The 14,815-nt window shown below is 64.2% G+C and carries 15 protein-coding genes; 8 read left to right on the top strand and 7 right to left on the bottom strand.

Features of this window, described 5'->3' with window-relative positions:
* Window positions 1–824, top strand: an 824-nt coding sequence (locus H7U37_RS12820) for a putative glycoside hydrolase (RefSeq protein WP_204876254.1), incomplete at its 5' end; no start/stop codon positions are given.
* Window positions 825–897: 73 nt separating this feature from the next.
* On the opposite strand, the gene H7U37_RS12825 is transcribed toward H7U37_RS12820, so the two are convergent.
* The 5 genes from H7U37_RS12825 to H7U37_RS12840 form a co-directional block, all read right to left on the bottom strand.
* On the bottom strand, window positions 898–1,368 hold the full coding sequence (locus H7U37_RS12825; protein ID WP_204876256.1) for a S1 RNA-binding domain-containing protein: 471 nt from the start codon (window positions 1,366–1,368) through the stop codon (window positions 898–900).
* Window positions 1,369–1,421: 53 nt separating this feature from the next.
* Window positions 1,422–1,676 (bottom strand): FtsB family cell division protein, encoded by a 255-nt coding sequence (locus H7U37_RS12830; protein WP_243414325.1) that lies wholly within the window; start codon window positions 1,674–1,676, stop codon window positions 1,422–1,424.
* Entirely contained in the window at window positions 1,576–2,181 is a 606-nt protein-coding gene (gene yabQ / locus H7U37_RS15845) for a spore cortex biosynthesis protein YabQ (RefSeq protein ID WP_243413576.1), read from the bottom strand. Before yabQ ends, H7U37_RS12830 begins: the two co-directional genes overlap by 101 nt.
* Before the next feature lies 1 nt (window position 2,182).
* Entirely contained in the window at window positions 2,183–2,470 is a 288-nt protein-coding gene (yabP, locus tag H7U37_RS12835) for a sporulation protein YabP (protein ID WP_204876259.1), read from the bottom strand.
* 61 nt (window positions 2,471–2,531) lie between these two features.
* Window positions 2,532–3,071 carry a biotin transporter BioY gene (locus tag H7U37_RS12840; RefSeq protein WP_204876261.1) on the bottom strand — a complete coding sequence of 180 codons (540 nt, stop codon included), beginning with the start codon at window positions 3,069–3,071 and terminating at the stop codon, window positions 2,532–2,534.
* A gap of 141 nt (window positions 3,072–3,212) precedes the next feature.
* Between H7U37_RS12840 and H7U37_RS12845 the strand changes: the two genes are divergently transcribed.
* Complete coding sequence (locus H7U37_RS12845) at window positions 3,213–4,202, top strand: biotin--[acetyl-CoA-carboxylase] ligase (protein ID WP_204876263.1); 990 nt, start codon at window positions 3,213–3,215, stop codon at window positions 4,200–4,202.
* A gap of 3 nt (window positions 4,203–4,205) precedes the next feature.
* Here the strand turns inward: H7U37_RS12845 and H7U37_RS12850 are convergent, their stop codons facing one another.
* Window positions 4,206–5,102, bottom strand: a complete 897-nt coding sequence (locus H7U37_RS12850) for a GNAT family N-acetyltransferase (protein ID WP_204876265.1) — start codon at window positions 5,100–5,102, stop codon at window positions 4,206–4,208.
* Window positions 5,103–5,200: 98 nt separating this feature from the next.
* Complete coding sequence (locus tag H7U37_RS12855; protein ID WP_204876267.1) at window positions 5,201–6,268, bottom strand: branched-chain amino acid aminotransferase; 1,068 nt, start codon at window positions 6,266–6,268, stop codon at window positions 5,201–5,203.
* 368 nt (window positions 6,269–6,636) lie between these two features.
* Between H7U37_RS12855 and H7U37_RS12860 the strand changes: the two genes are divergently transcribed.
* The 6 genes from H7U37_RS12860 to ftsH all read left to right on the top strand — a co-directional run bounded on the left by H7U37_RS12860 (window position 6,637) and on the right by ftsH (window position 14,547).
* Window positions 6,637–8,625 (top strand): DHH family phosphoesterase, encoded by a 1,989-nt coding sequence (locus H7U37_RS12860; protein WP_204876269.1) that lies wholly within the window; start codon window positions 6,637–6,639, stop codon window positions 8,623–8,625.
* A 28-nt stretch (window positions 8,626–8,653) separates the two neighbouring features.
* Entirely contained in the window at window positions 8,654–9,100 is a 447-nt protein-coding gene (rplI, locus tag H7U37_RS12865; protein ID WP_204876271.1) for a 50S ribosomal protein L9, read from the top strand.
* A gap of 65 nt (window positions 9,101–9,165) precedes the next feature.
* Entirely contained in the window at window positions 9,166–10,512 is a 1,347-nt protein-coding gene (gene dnaB, locus H7U37_RS12870; RefSeq protein ID WP_204876272.1) for a replicative DNA helicase, read from the top strand.
* 3 nt (window positions 10,513–10,515) lie between these two features.
* Entirely contained in the window at window positions 10,516–11,961 is a 1,446-nt protein-coding gene (gene tilS / locus H7U37_RS12875; protein ID WP_204876277.1) for a tRNA lysidine(34) synthetase TilS, read from the top strand.
* Window positions 11,958–12,509, top strand: coding sequence for a hypoxanthine phosphoribosyltransferase (gene hpt / locus H7U37_RS12880; RefSeq protein WP_204876285.1), 552 nt, complete (start codon window positions 11,958–11,960; stop codon window positions 12,507–12,509). Before tilS ends, hpt begins: the two co-directional genes overlap by 4 nt.
* 55 nt (window positions 12,510–12,564) lie before the next feature.
* Window positions 12,565–14,547, top strand: coding sequence for an ATP-dependent zinc metalloprotease FtsH (gene ftsH / locus H7U37_RS12885; protein WP_243414326.1), 1,983 nt, complete (start codon window positions 12,565–12,567; stop codon window positions 14,545–14,547).
* The last annotated feature ends 268 nt before the right edge of the window (window positions 14,548–14,815 follow it).

A 14,815-nucleotide genomic window follows, 5' to 3' on the forward strand; every position in this document is an offset into this window, starting at 1 on the left:
CGCCTACCCCGGAGCCCACCGCCCCGGTCCGGATCGCCGGTCTGCCGGCCAGCGCCCTGACCGACGGTACCGCCGCCCAGCAGGTCCAGGCCGCCGGCGCTTCCGCCGCCGTCTTTGATCTGAAGGGGGACGACGGCGTGCTGCAATACGTCTCCAGTCTGACGCTGGCCGCCCAGGGCGGCGCCAACGGCTCCGGCGAGACCCGCAACGCCGACATCCAGGCCCTCAACGAGGGAGACCTCTATACCGTGGCCCGGGTTTCCTGCTTCCGGGACAACAAGGTCCCCTACTATGTCCCCACTCTGGGGATCAAGACCAACAGCAACTACAACTGGCGGGACGGCGGCGACTACCGCTGGCTCAGCCCCACCAACGCCGACGCCCGGCAGTATGTTACCGACATCTGCGTGGAGCTGGCCCGGCTGGGCTTTGACGAGATCCTGCTGGACAACAGCGCCTACCCCACCGACGGGCATCTGGAGTATATCCGCAAGGGCGACGCCTACGACGCCGCTCAGTTTGAGACGGTGGTCACCGACTTTTACGCCCAGGTGAAATCCGCCCTGGCGGCCTATCCGGACGTGCGTCTCTCCATCGTCACCGACAGCGCCACTCTCCTCAGCGGCAGCAACGCCGTCAGCGGCCAGAGCGTGGCCGGCATGACCGCCAGCGCCGACCGGCTGTGGGTAGAGCTGGGGGAGAGCACCCTGACCGACGTTCAAACCGCCCTGGCCGGGCAAGGAGTGGAGCTTCCGGCGGACGCGCTGGTTCCCATTGCCGACGCCGCCGGCGACGCCTCCTCCTCCTGGGCCACCCTGCCCTGACCGGCTTTCTTTTCCGACAAAACAAAAAACAGGCTTCGCTTTTGAATCAGCGAAGCCTGTTTTGCTTTATCGTTTACTTGCGGCCGCCGCGGCGGGAACCGCTGCGCTTGTCCACATAGTGCAGCTCGGAAAGCTTGCTGTCCGAGGCCTGCATAAACTGCTTGAGCCGGTCTTCAAAGGTCGTGGGCTCCGCCGGCGCCTGACGCCGGAAACCGCCCTGGCTGCCGCTCCGGGCGCCGTTATTGGGACGGGGAGCGCGTCCGCCCATACCGCCCGCCGGGCGGCCCTGTCCCGCGGGACGGGGCGGGGGGTCCATAGCCTTCTTGATGGAGAGATTGATACGGCCGTTCTCGTCGATCCCGATGACCTTGACCTTGACCTCCTGTCCCTCCTTGAGAAAATCCTTTACGTCGTTGACATAGGAATAGGCGATCTCCGAGATATGCACCAGGCCGGACTTATTCTCCGGCAGCGAGACGAATGCACCGAATTTTGTGATACCTGTGACCTTTCCTTCCAGAACCGAACCAACACCAAACTCCATATTGACCGAAATATCCTCCTTCTTGATTTTGCGGCTCTTTCTCTGCCGCCTGCTCAGTCCGTGAAGATGATGATCTGCTCGTCAGGCGCGGCCAAGCCCAGCTTGGAGCGGGCCAGGTCCTCCTTCCGCTCGGGGTCGTCGCTGTGGTCCACAGCGTCCTGAAGGTCGGCGTTGGTCTGTTCCTGGGCGGCCACCTGGGCTTCCAGCTCAGCCTTCTGGGCCTCCGCCGCCGCGATCTGGCCCTGAAGATCCAGAACCGCCGTCACCGCCGCCACCAGCAGGGCCAAAACCACGATCTTGGTCAACAAACTGGCTCGTTTTGTCCTCATACGCCGTATTCCCTCCCCTGCGCCCCTTTTGTTGGGAGCTATCATCCATTTCTCTCATGAGCAGATTTATTCTATACCATTTCCGCCGATAATGGAAGCTTTTTTTTGCGGCTGCTCCTATTTTTTTACACAGCCGCGCCGTCAGGCGCACCGGCAGCGTCACAAGGCGCAGAAGGGCGGCCACGCCGTCGGCCAGACGGCTGACCAGCGTGAAAACCGGCGGGCTCAGCAGGCGAAAGTAGCACCACGCCCCGCCGAACACGCCGGCCACCATATAGATCCGCACCACGCCCCCCTCCCGGATGAGGGCATGGCAGAAGAGCGCGCAGGTCACCGCCGCCCAGAACAGCAGGTCCAGCGCGCCGCCCAGCAGGGGCAGACGGCCGCGCAGCACCCGCAGACTGTCATAAAGAAAGCCCACCGCCACCCCCAGCAGCAGCGCGCTCCCCAGAGAGAGCACCTGCTGCCCTATGGTGAAGCCCATCTCAGCGGAACAGACGGGACAGCAGGCTTCCCCGCTCCTGCGTCCGTTCCTCGTAGCTCAGCGCGTCGATGGTCCCCTCTACTTTTAAGTCTCCGCCGTCCAGACTCAGCTGCTCAATGTGCAGCCCTTCCCCGCGGACCACCAGGGTGCCCCGCACGGTATCCATCACGATCTCCCCCTCGTCGAAGCGCTCCACCTCCTCCACACCGGAGACGGTCAGCGCTTCCCGTTCCTCCAAAAGGATGTGGTGAGCCGCCTCGCTCCGCGGCTTCTGCTCGCCATACGGCATGGTATCCCCGCCTTTCCGTGGTTTGTCCCATGTATATGAGCGGGGGGCGGCGCTTATGCGCTCAGTTCCAGGCGTAGCCCAGCGGGCGGGCCAGTCGCTTGCCGATCAGCAGCGCCAGCACCAGCTTGACAAGATCCATGGGGAGAAAGGGGAGCACGCACTGGCCCAGCACGGCCAGGATGCCGATGGGGCCGTTGCTGGTGGTATAGAGATAGAGGTACCAGAGCGAGCCGAAGAGGTAGCAGGCCGCCAGTCCCAGCACGCCGAAGAGGAGAAAGGACGCCGTATTGCGGCCCATGAGCCGCTCACCCAGCCACATCACCGCCGCCTGGACCAAAAAGCCCAGAATGTAGCCGCCGGTCATGCCCAGCAGCTTGCCCGGCCCGCCGGTGAAACCGGCAAAGACCGGCGCGCCCACCGCGCCCAGCAGCAGATAGACCAGCACCGCCAGCGTGCCCCGCTTGCCGCCCAGCAGGGCGACGGCCAGAAAAACGCCGAAGGTCTGGAGGGTAAAGGGCACCACCGTGGGAATGGTGATCCAGGCGCAGACCGCGATGAGGGCCACCATGATGCCGATGTAGGTCAGATTCCGTGTTTTCATACAGAGAGCCTCCAATCGTAAACCTTTAATTACTTTCGGTTTACAATAGCACAACGGCAGCAGAATGTAAACCTTTTTTCGCGTTGGTTGACAATCTTTGGACCGGTGGCTAAAATGGAGGAAAAAGGAGGTCGATGGACTGTGCTGAAAGACGAGGTATTGGCCCTTTTGAAGGAGCGGGAGGAGCCCCGGTCCGGGGAGGAGATGAGCCGGACGCTGGGGGTGAGCCGGGCGGCGGTGTGGAAGGCCATTGCCGCCCTGCGGGAGGAGGACTATGAGATCTCCTCTGCGCCCAACCGGGGCTATCAGCTGCAAAACGCCCCCGACCGGCTCTCGGCGGGAGAGCTGGCGGGGGCGCTGAAGGGATGTGTCATCGGGCGTGAGCTGGTATGTCTGGGGGAGGTGGACTCCACCAACAGCGCCGTCAAGCGCCGGGCGGTGGAAGGCGCGCCGGCGGGTCTGGCCATCCTGGCCGAGTGTCAGACCGGCGGCCGGGGCCGGCGGGGCCGTGTCTTTCTCTCCCCCGCAGGCAAGGGCATCTACTGCTCGGTGCTCCTCCGCCCCAAGGCGGAGCTGCGGGAGCTTTTGTGGATCACCGCCTGGACCGGGGTGGCGGTGTGCGACGCCATCGAGGCGGTGTGTCACGTCCGCCCCGGCATCAAGTGGACCAACGACATCATTTTGGGAAAGAAAAAGGTGTGCGGCATCCTGACCGAGCTGGGCATGGAGGGCGAAAGCGCCCAGTCCCAGTATGTGGTGCCCGGCATCGGCATCAACATCAGCCAAACGCCGGAAGATTTCGGCCCCGAGGTGGCGGAGGTGGCCACTTCCCTGGCCCAGGAGCTGGGCTGGACGCCCCGCCGGGCCGACATCGCCGCCGCGCTGCTCCGGGCCCTGGACAAGATGAACGCCGATTTCCCCCGGGAAAAAGACCGCTATCTGGAGCAATACCGCCGGGACTGCGTGAATCTGGGGCAGCCGGTGCGGGTGCTGGCTCCGGGCGGACCCTGGGAGGGGGTGGCGGAGGCCATCGACGAGGAGTTTCAGCTGGTGGTCCGCCGGCCTGACGGCACGCGGGAAACCGTCTCCGCCGGCGAGGTGTCGGTCCGGGGGCTTTTGGGGTATGTATGAGTCTCAGGTGTGAGAGAGAATGGGCATTCGCAGTTGATAGCGGTGGAAGAGCTCCACCGCCTTGCCCTGAGCGCAGAGGACGGCGCTCTTGTCCCGCAGGGGCCGGACCGAGCATTGGGCCCCTTCCCGGGGGGTAAAGCCCAAAATGACCTTTTCGATCTCCGGACCGGCGAAGGCCCCCAACAGCTCGGCCAATGTGTGGCCGCTGCCCCCCAGGACCTCGTGGCACAGCATGGTGCTGCCCTCAAACTCGGCCACCACCACCGCGTCAAAGTCACTGAGATAGTAGATGTGCTCCCGCAGCGGACCGCCCAGATAGAAGAAAAGCAGCCCCGGGTTATGCTCCCAGGTCAGCAGGGCAAAGGGATTGCCCCGCTGATAGTGGGAGAGGATGAGGGATTTGTCCTGGGAGAGCTCCGGAATGAGGCGCCGCCGGAGATGCCGCCGTCCGTCGCTGGCCACGGTCATGGTGTGGCGCACTTCCCGCAGCTTTTCAAAGCCAAAGCGGCCGAAAAAGTCCTGGGTCTCCTGGGTGGCATAGAGGTAGAAACCGCCGCACTTGTCCTTCCAGTCGGCCATGGCCCGGGCCATCAGGAAATGAATCAGGCCCTTTCCCCGGGCGTCGCTCCGGCTGGTTACGGCCCCCAGCTGCACCAGGTGGAGTTCCCGGCCCATGAGCCGCAGGTCCATGGGGGTGACCGCCAGACTGGCCACCGCCGCCCCGTCCCGAAAGAGCGTATAGGGGCGGTAGCGGTCGGTCCAATGGCCCGCCCGGTACCAGCTCTCCAAATCCAGTCCGAACACCGGACCCATCAGGGCGTTGAGGCTCTCCCGTGCGCCGGGCTCCTCCTGGTAGCTGGTGCGGTAGTCGTAGCGGACCCCTTCAAGTGTGATTTCCATGGTTGTTCCCTCTCTCTTCTCTCTGTTTCGTCAAGAAAAAGCTGGGGAGCGCTTCCGCGCTCCCCGGCTCTTTTTCGCTATCAATGGCAGCGGAACCGTTAGTCCACAGGCATGGTCCAGCCATAGGGATCGGGCTGGGTGCCCCACTGAATCCCGGTCAGGGTGTCATAGAGCTTCTGGGTCACGGGGCCGATGACGCCGCCGTTGACCTCCGCCTTGCGCTCGTTCCAGCCCATCTCGCCGATGGGGGAGACCACCGCGGCGGTGCCGGTGCCCCAGGCCTCGTCCAGCTTGCCGGCGTCGGCCGCGTCAAAGAGCTCCTGGGCGGTGACCAGCCGCTCCTCCACCGGATAGCCCCAATCCCGCAGCAGCTGCAGGCAGGACCGGCGGGTGATGCCGGGCAGCACGGAGCCGGTAAGCTTAGGGGTGACGATGGCGCCGTCCACCTTGAACATGACGTTCATGGAGCCCACTTCCTCAATATACTTGCGCTCCACGCCGTCCAGCCACAGGACCTGGGCATAGCCCTGCTCCTCGGCCCGCTCGCCGGCGCGGATGGAGGCGGCGTAGTTGCCGCCGCACTTGGTGTAGCCGGTGCCGCCCCGGACGGCGCGTACGTCCTCGTTTTCCACATAGATCCGCACCGGGTTGATGCCCTCGGCGTAGTAGGCGCCCACGGGGCAGCAGATGACGCAGAAGAGATAGCTGTGGGAGGCGTGGACCCCCAGGCTGGCGTCGGTGGCGATGATGAAGGGGCGGATATAGAGGGAGGTGCCCGGCTCGCTGGGGACCCAGTCCTGCTCCACCTTTACCAGAGCGCGGATGCCCTCCAGGGCCAGATCCTCGGGCAGCTGGGGAATGCACAGCCGCTCGCAGGAGTCGTTGAGGCGGCGGACGTTGTCCATGGGCCGGAAGAGCTGGACCTTGCCGTCGGGACGACGGTAGGCCTTCATGCCCTCAAAGACTTCCTGGGCATAGTGGAACACCATGGCGGAGGGGGGCAGATTCAGATCGCCGTAGGGGACGATGCGGCCGTCATGCCAGCCCTGCCCGGCGTCGTAGTTGAGCAAAAACATGTGGTCGGTAAAGACCTTGCCAAAGACCAGGGTCTTGGGGTCGGGCTTGTCCTTGAGGGTGGCTGCGCGCTGGATGGGGAATTCATACATGGGGAAAGACCTCCTGCCTGCATAAAATAAAAATGCGCCTGGCGTCTGGCGACGTCGGCAAAGAGCAGCTTCTCCCGGCAGCGTGTCATTGCATCCCCGCGGTCCAGGGGCCGCGGCGCTTTCCCCGTGGGCGCGGCCGGTCCTGGGACGGGTCTCACCTCGCGGTCTTTAGTTTAACGATTTACTGTGGGAGTTTTACCCCCCAATTATACCAGCCTCCACAGGACACTGCAAGAGAAATCTGCATAGAAATTATACTACCGAAGAAGGGGAAGTTGTGCTATAATGGGGACGATTCAGTACAGACGATGGGGCGCGGCGCCAGTCGCCCACTGGAGGCGCCCAGTTTGAACATGGGAGCGGACAAGATGCGAAAAAAAAAGCTGTCACGGCTGTTGGAACCTAGATTCCAGCTTTATTTTGCGTTTTTACTGCTGTTTGCCCTGGCTTCCGCCTTTTTCAGCCAGGTGCTTGCGGCGGCGGAATTCGTGATCGTGGTGGTCCTCTACCTCTATTTCCGCCGCGCCAACGCCCGGCGGCGCAAGGAGATTTTGGGATACATCGAAAACGTCACCTGCAATATGGACATGGCCACCAAGGACACCATGGTCAACGCGCCTTTGGCCATGGTCATCTTCCGGCCGGACAGCGACGAGGTCATCTGGTCCAACGACCGCTTTCTTCGCCTCACCGGCGAGCACGAGCACCTTTTTGACACCAAGCTCTCCGCCGCGGTCCCCGGCTTTTCCACCCGCTGGCTCATGGAGGGCAAGACCGAGTGTCCCGACGAGGTCCTGCTGGCCGGACGGCGCTTTTTGGTGTTCGGTCATCTGGTCCGTACCGAGGAGCGGGGGGCCGACAGCTTCCTGGCCACCACCTACTGGGTGGACGTGACCGACTACTCCACCACCCGGGATGAGTTTTACGCCTCCCGGCCCATCTGCGCCATCTTTACCCTGGACAACTATGAGGAATTGATGAAGGGCGTACCGGACAACGCCAAATCCGCCATTTTAGGCGATATCGAGGAAAAAATCGGCGCGTGGACCGCGCCGGCCGGCGGCCTTTTCTGCAAGTATGACCGGGACCGGTACCTCTTCCTCTTCGAGGAACGGTATCTGGCTCAGTTCCAGGAGAGCAAATATTCCGTGCTGGACGAGGTGCGCACCATCCTCAACCCCAAGGGCATCCCCGCCACCTTGTCCATCGGTATGGGGCGGGACGCCGACTCCTTCCAGGAGCTGTTCCAGTACGCCTCCCTGTCGGTGGAAATGGCCCTGTCCCGGGGCGGCGACCAGGTGGTCATCAAGAACAAATTCAACTTTGAATTCTACGGCGGCCGGTCCAAGGAGATGGAAAAGCGCACCAAGGTCAAAAGCCGGGTCATGGCCAACGCCCTGGGCGAGCTGGTGGCCGACGCCTCCCATGTGTTCGTTATGGGTCACAAATTCCCCGATCTGGACTGTATCGGCGCGGCGGCCGGCGCGGTGGCCATCGCCCGCAAAAAAGAGGTGCCGGTGTACGTCGTCCGGGACCCCAACCCCAACCCCGCCGACGATATGACCAACCGTCTGGCCGCTCTGCCGGAGTATAAGGACGTCTTTCTCTCCCCTCAGGACGCCATGATCCGGGCCGACTCCCGCTCCCTCCTCATCGTGGTGGACACCAACCGGCCGGAGCAGACCCTTTCGGAGGATCTGCTCCTCTCGTGCAACAAGGTGGCGGTCATCGACCACCACCGCCGGGCGGCGACCTACATCGCCGACGCCGCCCTCAACTTCCACGAGCCCTACGCCTCCTCCGCCAGCGAGCTGGTCACCGAGCTTTTGCAGTACCTGCTGGAGCCGGCCGATCTGCTGCGCACCGAGGCCGAGGCCCTTCTGGCCGGTATGGTGCTGGACACCAAACAATTCACCATGCGTACCGGCAGCCGCACCTTTGAGGCGGCGGCCTTCCTCCGCCGGGCGGGGGCCGACACCGGCGACGTGCGCAAGCTGTTCCAGAGCGACCTCAACGGCGTCATTGCCCGCTATGACATCATCAAGGACGCCAAGCTCTACCGGGACGGCACCGCCGTGGCCATTCTGGACCATCCGGTGGGACGGGTCACCGCCGCCCAGGCCGCCGACGAGCTTTTGAACATCTCCGGCATCGACGCCTCCTTTGTCCTCTTCCCCGACGGGGAGCGGGTCATCATTTCGGGCCGCAGCACCGGCGACACCAATGTGCAGGTGATTTTGGAAAAGCTGGGGGGCGGAGGCAACGCCGCCGCCGCCGGCGGACAGATCCCGGGCGATATCCATACCGTCGGCGACCGGCTTCTCAAAGCCATAGACGCCTACTTTGACGAAGAATAAGACCAACCACAGAAAGGAACGATACCCCATGAAAGTGATTTTACAGCAGGACGTGAAGGGCCAGGGCAAGAAGGGCCAGATGGTGGAGATCAGCGACGGCTACGCCCGCAATTTCCTCCTGCCCCGCAAGCTGGCCGTCCCCGCCACCGCCGAGAACATCAATACTATGAAGATGCAGGAAAAGGCCAAAAAGGCCCAGGAGGCCGCCGAGAAGGCCGAAGCGGAGGCCATCGCCCTGCGGCTCAAGGACCTGATCGTCCGCATCCAGGCCAAGGCGGGCAACGGCGGCCGCCTCTTCGGCTCGGTCACCTCCAAGGAGATCTCCGACGCCCTGGCCCAGCAGTTTTCCATCAACATCCCCAAGACCAAGATCGTCCAGGAGGAGCCCATCAAGGCCTTTGGCACCTATGAGCTCAAGTGCAAGCTGGGTTATGAGGTCACCGGCATCCTCCGTGTCTCCGTCACCGAGGCGTAAGCCGGGGCTCACGTTCGGCTCCCCCAGGTGGGGAGCCGGCTATTTTTCAGGAGGTGTCCCCGATCATGGATGAAGAACTGCTGCTGCGGCAGTTGCCCCACAGCGTGGAGGCCGAGCAGAGCGTATTGGGCTCCATGCTCATCGACGCCCGGTGTGTGCCCGCCGTCATCGAGGCCCTGAAGCCGGAGGACTTCTATCTCCGGCAAAACCGGGAGATCTACGAGACCATTTACGCCATGTTCAACTACTCCCTCACCATCGACCCGGTCACCGTGCTGGATCAGATGAAGCAGGCCGGCGTTTATGACGAAGCTACTTCCCGGAACTATTTGCTCCAGCTCATGGAGATCACCCCCACCGCGGCCAATATCAAGGAATATATCGCCATCGTAAAGGACAAATCCCTTCTGCGGCGCATCGCCCAGACCGCCGGCGACCTGACGGCCATGGTGCGGGAGGGCTCCGGCACCGCCCAGGAGGTGCTGGAGGCCGCCGAGCAGCGGATCTATGCCATCCGGCAGGGCCGGTCCGCCCAGGGACTGGAGCACATCTCCACCGTCATTCTGGGGGTTTACGACCGGCTGGCCGAGCTGGCCGCCAGCGACTCCGCCGTGCCCGGCCTGTCCACCGGCCTGCCCGACGTGGATATGGCCATCTCCGGCCTGAACAAGTCCGACCTCATTCTGCTGGCCGCCCGGCCCGGCATGGGCAAGACCTCCATGGCCCTCAACATCCTCCTCCACGCCGGCAAATTCTCCGGCAAGGCGGTGGTGTTCTTCTCTCTGGAAATGAGCCGGGAACAGCTGGCCATGCGCCTCATCTCCGGCGAGTCCTTTGTGGACAACAAGAAATTGGTCACCGGCAAGCTGGGGGATGAGGACTGGGAGCGCATCGCCGCCGCCTCCGCCGCCCTCAACAAGACTCAGATCCTCATTGACGACAACCCCTCTCTCAGCGTGGCCGACATGAACGCCAAATGCCGCCGGGTGGATAATCTGGGACTGGTGGTCATAGACTACCTCCAGCTCATGACCTCCGCCGGCGGGCCTCAGAGAAGCGGCGACAACCGCCAGCAGGTGGTGTCCGACATCTCCCGGGCGCTGAAGATCATGGCCAAGGAGCTCAATGTGCCGGTGGTGTGCCTCTCCCAGCTGTCCCGCGGACCGGAGGGCCGGCAGAACAAGCGCCCCATGCTCTCCGACCTGCGGGAATCGGGCGCCATCGAGCAGGACGCCGACATCGTCATGTTCCTCTACCGGGACGACTACTACAACGAGGACAGCGAAAACCACAACCTGGCCGAGTGCATCATCGCCAAAAACCGCCACGGCGAGACGGGCACCGTGGAGCTCCAGTGGCTCCCCGAGTACACCACCTTCTCCTCCATCGAGCGGCGGCACGAGGAGTATTGAGCCATGTCCACACCTGATTTTTCCCAGCTCAACACCCTGGCGGCGGAATACGGGATGCTCCTCCCCGGCTCCACGGTGTTGTGCGCCGTGTCCGGCGGGGCGGACTCCATCTATCTCCTCCACCGGCTCACCCTGCTGCGGGGGATACTGGGCTTTCACCTGGCCGCCGCCCACTATGACCATGGGCTCCGCCCCACCTCCCAACGGGACGCCGCCTTTGTGGCCCGGTTTGTGGAGGGATGGTGCGGAGAGGAGGTTCATACCGACGGCACGGTGCTGCCGCCGGTGCCTCTCTTCGTGGGACGGGGCGACGTGGCCGCGGCCGCCAAGGCCCGAAAAGCCGGCATCGAAGAGACCGCCCGGGCCATGCGCTACGCCTTCTTGCAGGAAACCGCCCAAAAAATCGGGGCCGACGTCATCGCCACCGCCCACACCGCCGACGACAACGCCGAGACCATCCTGCTCCACCTGATCCGGGGCAGCGGTCTGGGGGGGCTGTGCGGCATCCCGCCCCGGCGGGGCAACCTGATCCGCCCCATACTCACCACCACCCGGGCCACCGTGGAACAGTATCTGGCGCTCTACGGTCTCCCCCACGTGGAGGACGAGAGCAACGCCGACGACGCTTACGCCCGCAACCGGGTGCGCCACCAGCTGCTCCCCCTTTTGGAGGGCTATAACCCCGGCTTTGTGGACCGGATGACCCACACCGCCGCCGTGCTGCGGGCCGACCACGACTACCTCAACGCCCAGGCCTATCCGCTCCTCCGTCAGGTACGGCAGAGCCCGGAGGGGCTGCTTTTGCCGGCGGAAGCGCTGGCCTCCCTGCCTCAGGCCCTGGCTGTCCGGGGCGCCCGGCTGGTTCTGGGCAAGGTCAGGGACGGGGACGACACCTGTACGGCCCGCCACCTGGAGGCCATCGTGGACCTGGCCCGGAGCGCCCGGCCCTCGGGCAGTGTGGAGCTGCCCGGCGGACTGACGGTACGGCGGGTATACGGGTCACTGCTCTTTACCTTCGCGGCATCCGCATCCCTCACCCCCACGCCTCTGGCCCTGGACGGCGAGACCTGGCCGGAGGGCAGCTTATACGGCTGCCGGTGTGTCCCCGCCCGGTGTCCCGGAGCGCCGGAACCGGGGGTGTGGTATCTGACCCCCTTTGCGGGGACCCCCATGCTCCGCCCCAGACAGACCGGCGACGCCCTGTGTCTGCCCGGCGGGCGGACCCGGACGGTCAAAAAGCTGCTCATCGACCGGCGCATCCCCCGCCATCTGCGGGAACGGCTGCCGGTAGTGGCCGACGACGGGGGCGTGGCGGCGCTGGCGGGCTTCGGACCGGCGCAGGACCGTCTGGCCCGGCCCGGCGAATGGGCCTATCGACTGGAATTCGTGCCGGGTGAGACTCTGCTTACCTGGCGCAAATCGCTCAAGAGAAAGGAAACGGGATTATGAGAGTATTGGAACAAGACATCGACCACGTCCTCTTCAGCGAGGAACAGCTTGCCCAGCGGGTGGCGGAGATCGCCGCCCGGATCGACAAGGATTACGCCGGCAAGGAACCCCTGCTGGTCAGCGTGCTCCGGGGCTCCTTCATCTTTATGGCCGACCTGGTGCGGCAGATTACCATTCCCTGTACGGTGGATTTTATGGCGGTCTCCTCCTACGGCAGCGGCACCACCTCCTCCGGCCAGGTAAAGATCGTCAAGGATCTGTCGGAAAACATCGAGGGGAAGAACGTCATCGTGGTGGAGGACATCCTGGACAGCGGCAACACCCTCTCCTACCTGCTCCGGCTGCTGGAGGCCCGCCATCCCGCCTCCATCCGGCTGTGCACCCTCCTGGATAAGCCGGAACGGCGCACCAAGCCGGTGGCGGTCCAGTATTCCGGCTTCACCATCCCGGACGAGTTCGTGGTGGGCTACGGCCTGGACTACGACGAGCGCTACCGCAATCTGCCCTATATCGGCGTGCTCAAGCCCCAGGTATACGGCGGCGAATGAAGAAAACCAGTAAGCGCGTCCCCCTCTGGCGGACGCCGGGGGGAGTGTTCCTAGCTTGAAACGAACCAGCATACGAGACATCGGCTTTTCCCTTCTCATCGTACTGGCCCTGCTGGCGGTGATCTTCGCCCTCAACGGGCTCAATCAGCGGCCGGACCCCTCCTATTCGGAGATTCGTCTGCTGCTGGAGCAGCAGCAGGTCTCCCAGGTGGTGGTAAAGGACAATCAGGTCACCCTGACCCTCCAGCCCGATTCGGACTACGGCTCCGGCAGCCTTACCTACACCCTGCCCAACTTCTGGGTCTTTTATCAGGACTTCAACGACCTGATCGTCAACCAGTGGCGGGCGGGTATTATCAGCAAATACGACTATCCCACCGGCTTCCAGGCCGCCATCCTCCTCTCCGCCCTGCCGTGGGTGGCGGTGGTGGCGGTGATCGGTCTGCTCTTCTACTTCCTCTATCTGCGGCAAAACGCCATCAACGCCAGCAACGGCGGCTCCGCCAGTCCCTCCCGCTTCGGGCGGGCCCGGGTCCAGACCGAGCAGAAGGGCCGCCGGGTCACCTTTTCCGACGTGGCCGGCGCTCAGGAGGAAAAAGAGGAGCTGCGGGAGATCGTGGACTTTCTCCAAAACCCCCAGCGCTTTCTGGACCTGGGGGCCCGCATCCCCAAGGGCGTGCTGCTGGTGGGCCCGCCGGGCACCGGCAAGACCCTGCTGGCCAAGGCCGTGGCCGGCGAGGCGGGGGTCCAGTTCCTCTCCATCTCCGGCTCCGACTTTGTGGAGCTCTATGTGGGCGTGGGCGCCTCCCGGGTCCGGGACCTCTTCGACCAGGCCAAAAGCAACGCCCCGGCCATCGTTTTTATCGACGAGATCGACGCGGTGGGCCGCCAGCGCGGCGCCGGTCTGGGCGGCGGTCACGACGAACGGGAGCAGACCCTTAACCAGCTGCTGGTGGAGATGGACGGTTTCAGCAACAACGAAGGGGTTGTGGTGCTGGCCGCCACCAACCGGCAGGACATTCTGGACCCGGCGCTCCTCCGCCCGGGACGGTTTGACCGGCAGGTCTACGTAGGTCCCCCCGACGTGAAGGGCCGGGAGGAGATCTTGCAGGTCCACGCCCGCAACAAGCCCCTGGCCGAGGACGTGTCCCTGAGCAAGCTGGCCCAGGGCACCGGCGGCTTTACCGGCGCGGACCTGGAAAATCTGATGAATGAGGCGGCGCTGCTGGCCGCCCGGCGCAAGCAGCGCTTTATCACCATGGCCGACCTTCAGGACGCGGTGCTCAAGGTGGTGGCCGGACCGGAGAAAAAGAGCCGGGTGGTCATCGAGCGGGAGCGCAAGCTCACCGCCTATCACGAGGCCGGACACGCCCTGGTCATTCAGGCCCTGGACACCCAGGACCCGGTCCATCAGATCACCATCATCCCCCGGGGCGCGGCGGGCGGTATGACCATCGCCCTGCCCCAGGAGGACCTCTCCTTCCAGTCCCGCCGGTATCTCAACGACCGCATCGCCGTCTGTCTGGGCGGACGGTGCGCCGAGGAGCTGGTGCTGGGGGATATCTCCACCGGCGCGGGCAACGACCTGCAAAAGGCCACCGCCATCGCCCGCAACATGGTTACCCGCTACGGCATGAGCGACCGGCTGGGCAATGTGGTATTCGACTCCGGCCACGACGAGGTCTTTATCGGCCGGTCCATGGCCCAGACCAAAAGCTACTCGGAAGAGGTGGCCTCCCTTATCGACGAGGAGGTCAAGCGGCTCATCGACGAGGCCTACGCCCGCTGCCGCCAGATCCTGACCCAGTGGCGTCCCCAGCTGGAGCTGACGGCCGCCTATCTGCTGGTCCATGAGAACATGGACGGCGACACCTTCCGGCGGGTCTTTACCGATCCCCAGGGCCTCCAGGCCGAGGAGGCCGCCGCCGCCGCGGCCGGTCCCGAGCTTCTGCCCGAAGTGACGGAAAACCGCCCCCAGCGCGTCTCCACCCACCCGGGCGGACAGGATATCGACGTACCTACGCCCGACGAAGAATAACCAGCGGCAAAAACGCCCCGGACCATGTCGTCCGGGGCGTCGGCTTGTCGAAAAAGCCTGTTGACTCCTATCAAAATAAAAGTATCCTGCGGGAAGAATGCAGATTGCCGCAGGATCGTTTTTTGATTTTCCATATAGGAACGGCCCTACGCGGGCGGTGCCGCCCTCGGCGGGGGAGTGCGATCCCCTCCCGTCTTGTAGGGGCGACCCTTGTGGTCGCCCGCATCCATGCAGGCATTTTGACGTTTCCTGCACCACCTTCCACTTC

The organism is Pseudoflavonifractor phocaeensis (genome assembly GCF_016901735.1).
GTDB lineage: Bacteria > Bacillota > Clostridia > Oscillospirales > Oscillospiraceae > Pseudoflavonifractor_A.

Bases quoted from the DNA above. Each gene is read 5' to 3' on its own strand.
- tilS (WP_204876277.1), top strand. From the start codon at position 10,516: ATGTCCACACCTGATTTTTCCCAGCTCAACACCCTGGCGGCGGAATAC.
- H7U37_RS12840 (WP_204876261.1), bottom strand. From the start codon at position 3,071: ATGAAAACACGGAATCTGACCTACATCGGCATCATGGTGGCCCTCATC.
- H7U37_RS12860 (WP_204876269.1), top strand. From the start codon at position 6,637: ATGCGAAAAAAAAAGCTGTCACGGCTGTTGGAACCTAGATTCCAGCTT.
- yabQ (WP_243413576.1), bottom strand. From the start codon at position 2,181: ATGGGCTTCACCATAGGGCAGCAGGTGCTCTCTCTGGGGAGCGCGCTG.
- dnaB (WP_204876272.1), top strand. From the start codon at position 9,166: ATGGATGAAGAACTGCTGCTGCGGCAGTTGCCCCACAGCGTGGAGGCC.
- hpt (WP_204876285.1), top strand. From the start codon at position 11,958: ATGAGAGTATTGGAACAAGACATCGACCACGTCCTCTTCAGCGAGGAA.
- yabP (WP_204876259.1), bottom strand. From the start codon at position 2,470: ATGCCGTATGGCGAGCAGAAGCCGCGGAGCGAGGCGGCTCACCACATC.
- rplI (WP_204876271.1), top strand. From the start codon at position 8,654: ATGAAAGTGATTTTACAGCAGGACGTGAAGGGCCAGGGCAAGAAGGGC.
- H7U37_RS12825 (WP_204876256.1), bottom strand. From the start codon at position 1,368: ATGGAGTTTGGTGTTGGTTCGGTTCTGGAAGGAAAGGTCACAGGTATC.
- H7U37_RS12850 (WP_204876265.1), bottom strand. From the start codon at position 5,102: ATGGAAATCACACTTGAAGGGGTCCGCTACGACTACCGCACCAGCTAC.
- H7U37_RS12855 (WP_204876267.1), bottom strand. From the start codon at position 6,268: ATGTATGAATTCCCCATCCAGCGCGCAGCCACCCTCAAGGACAAGCCC.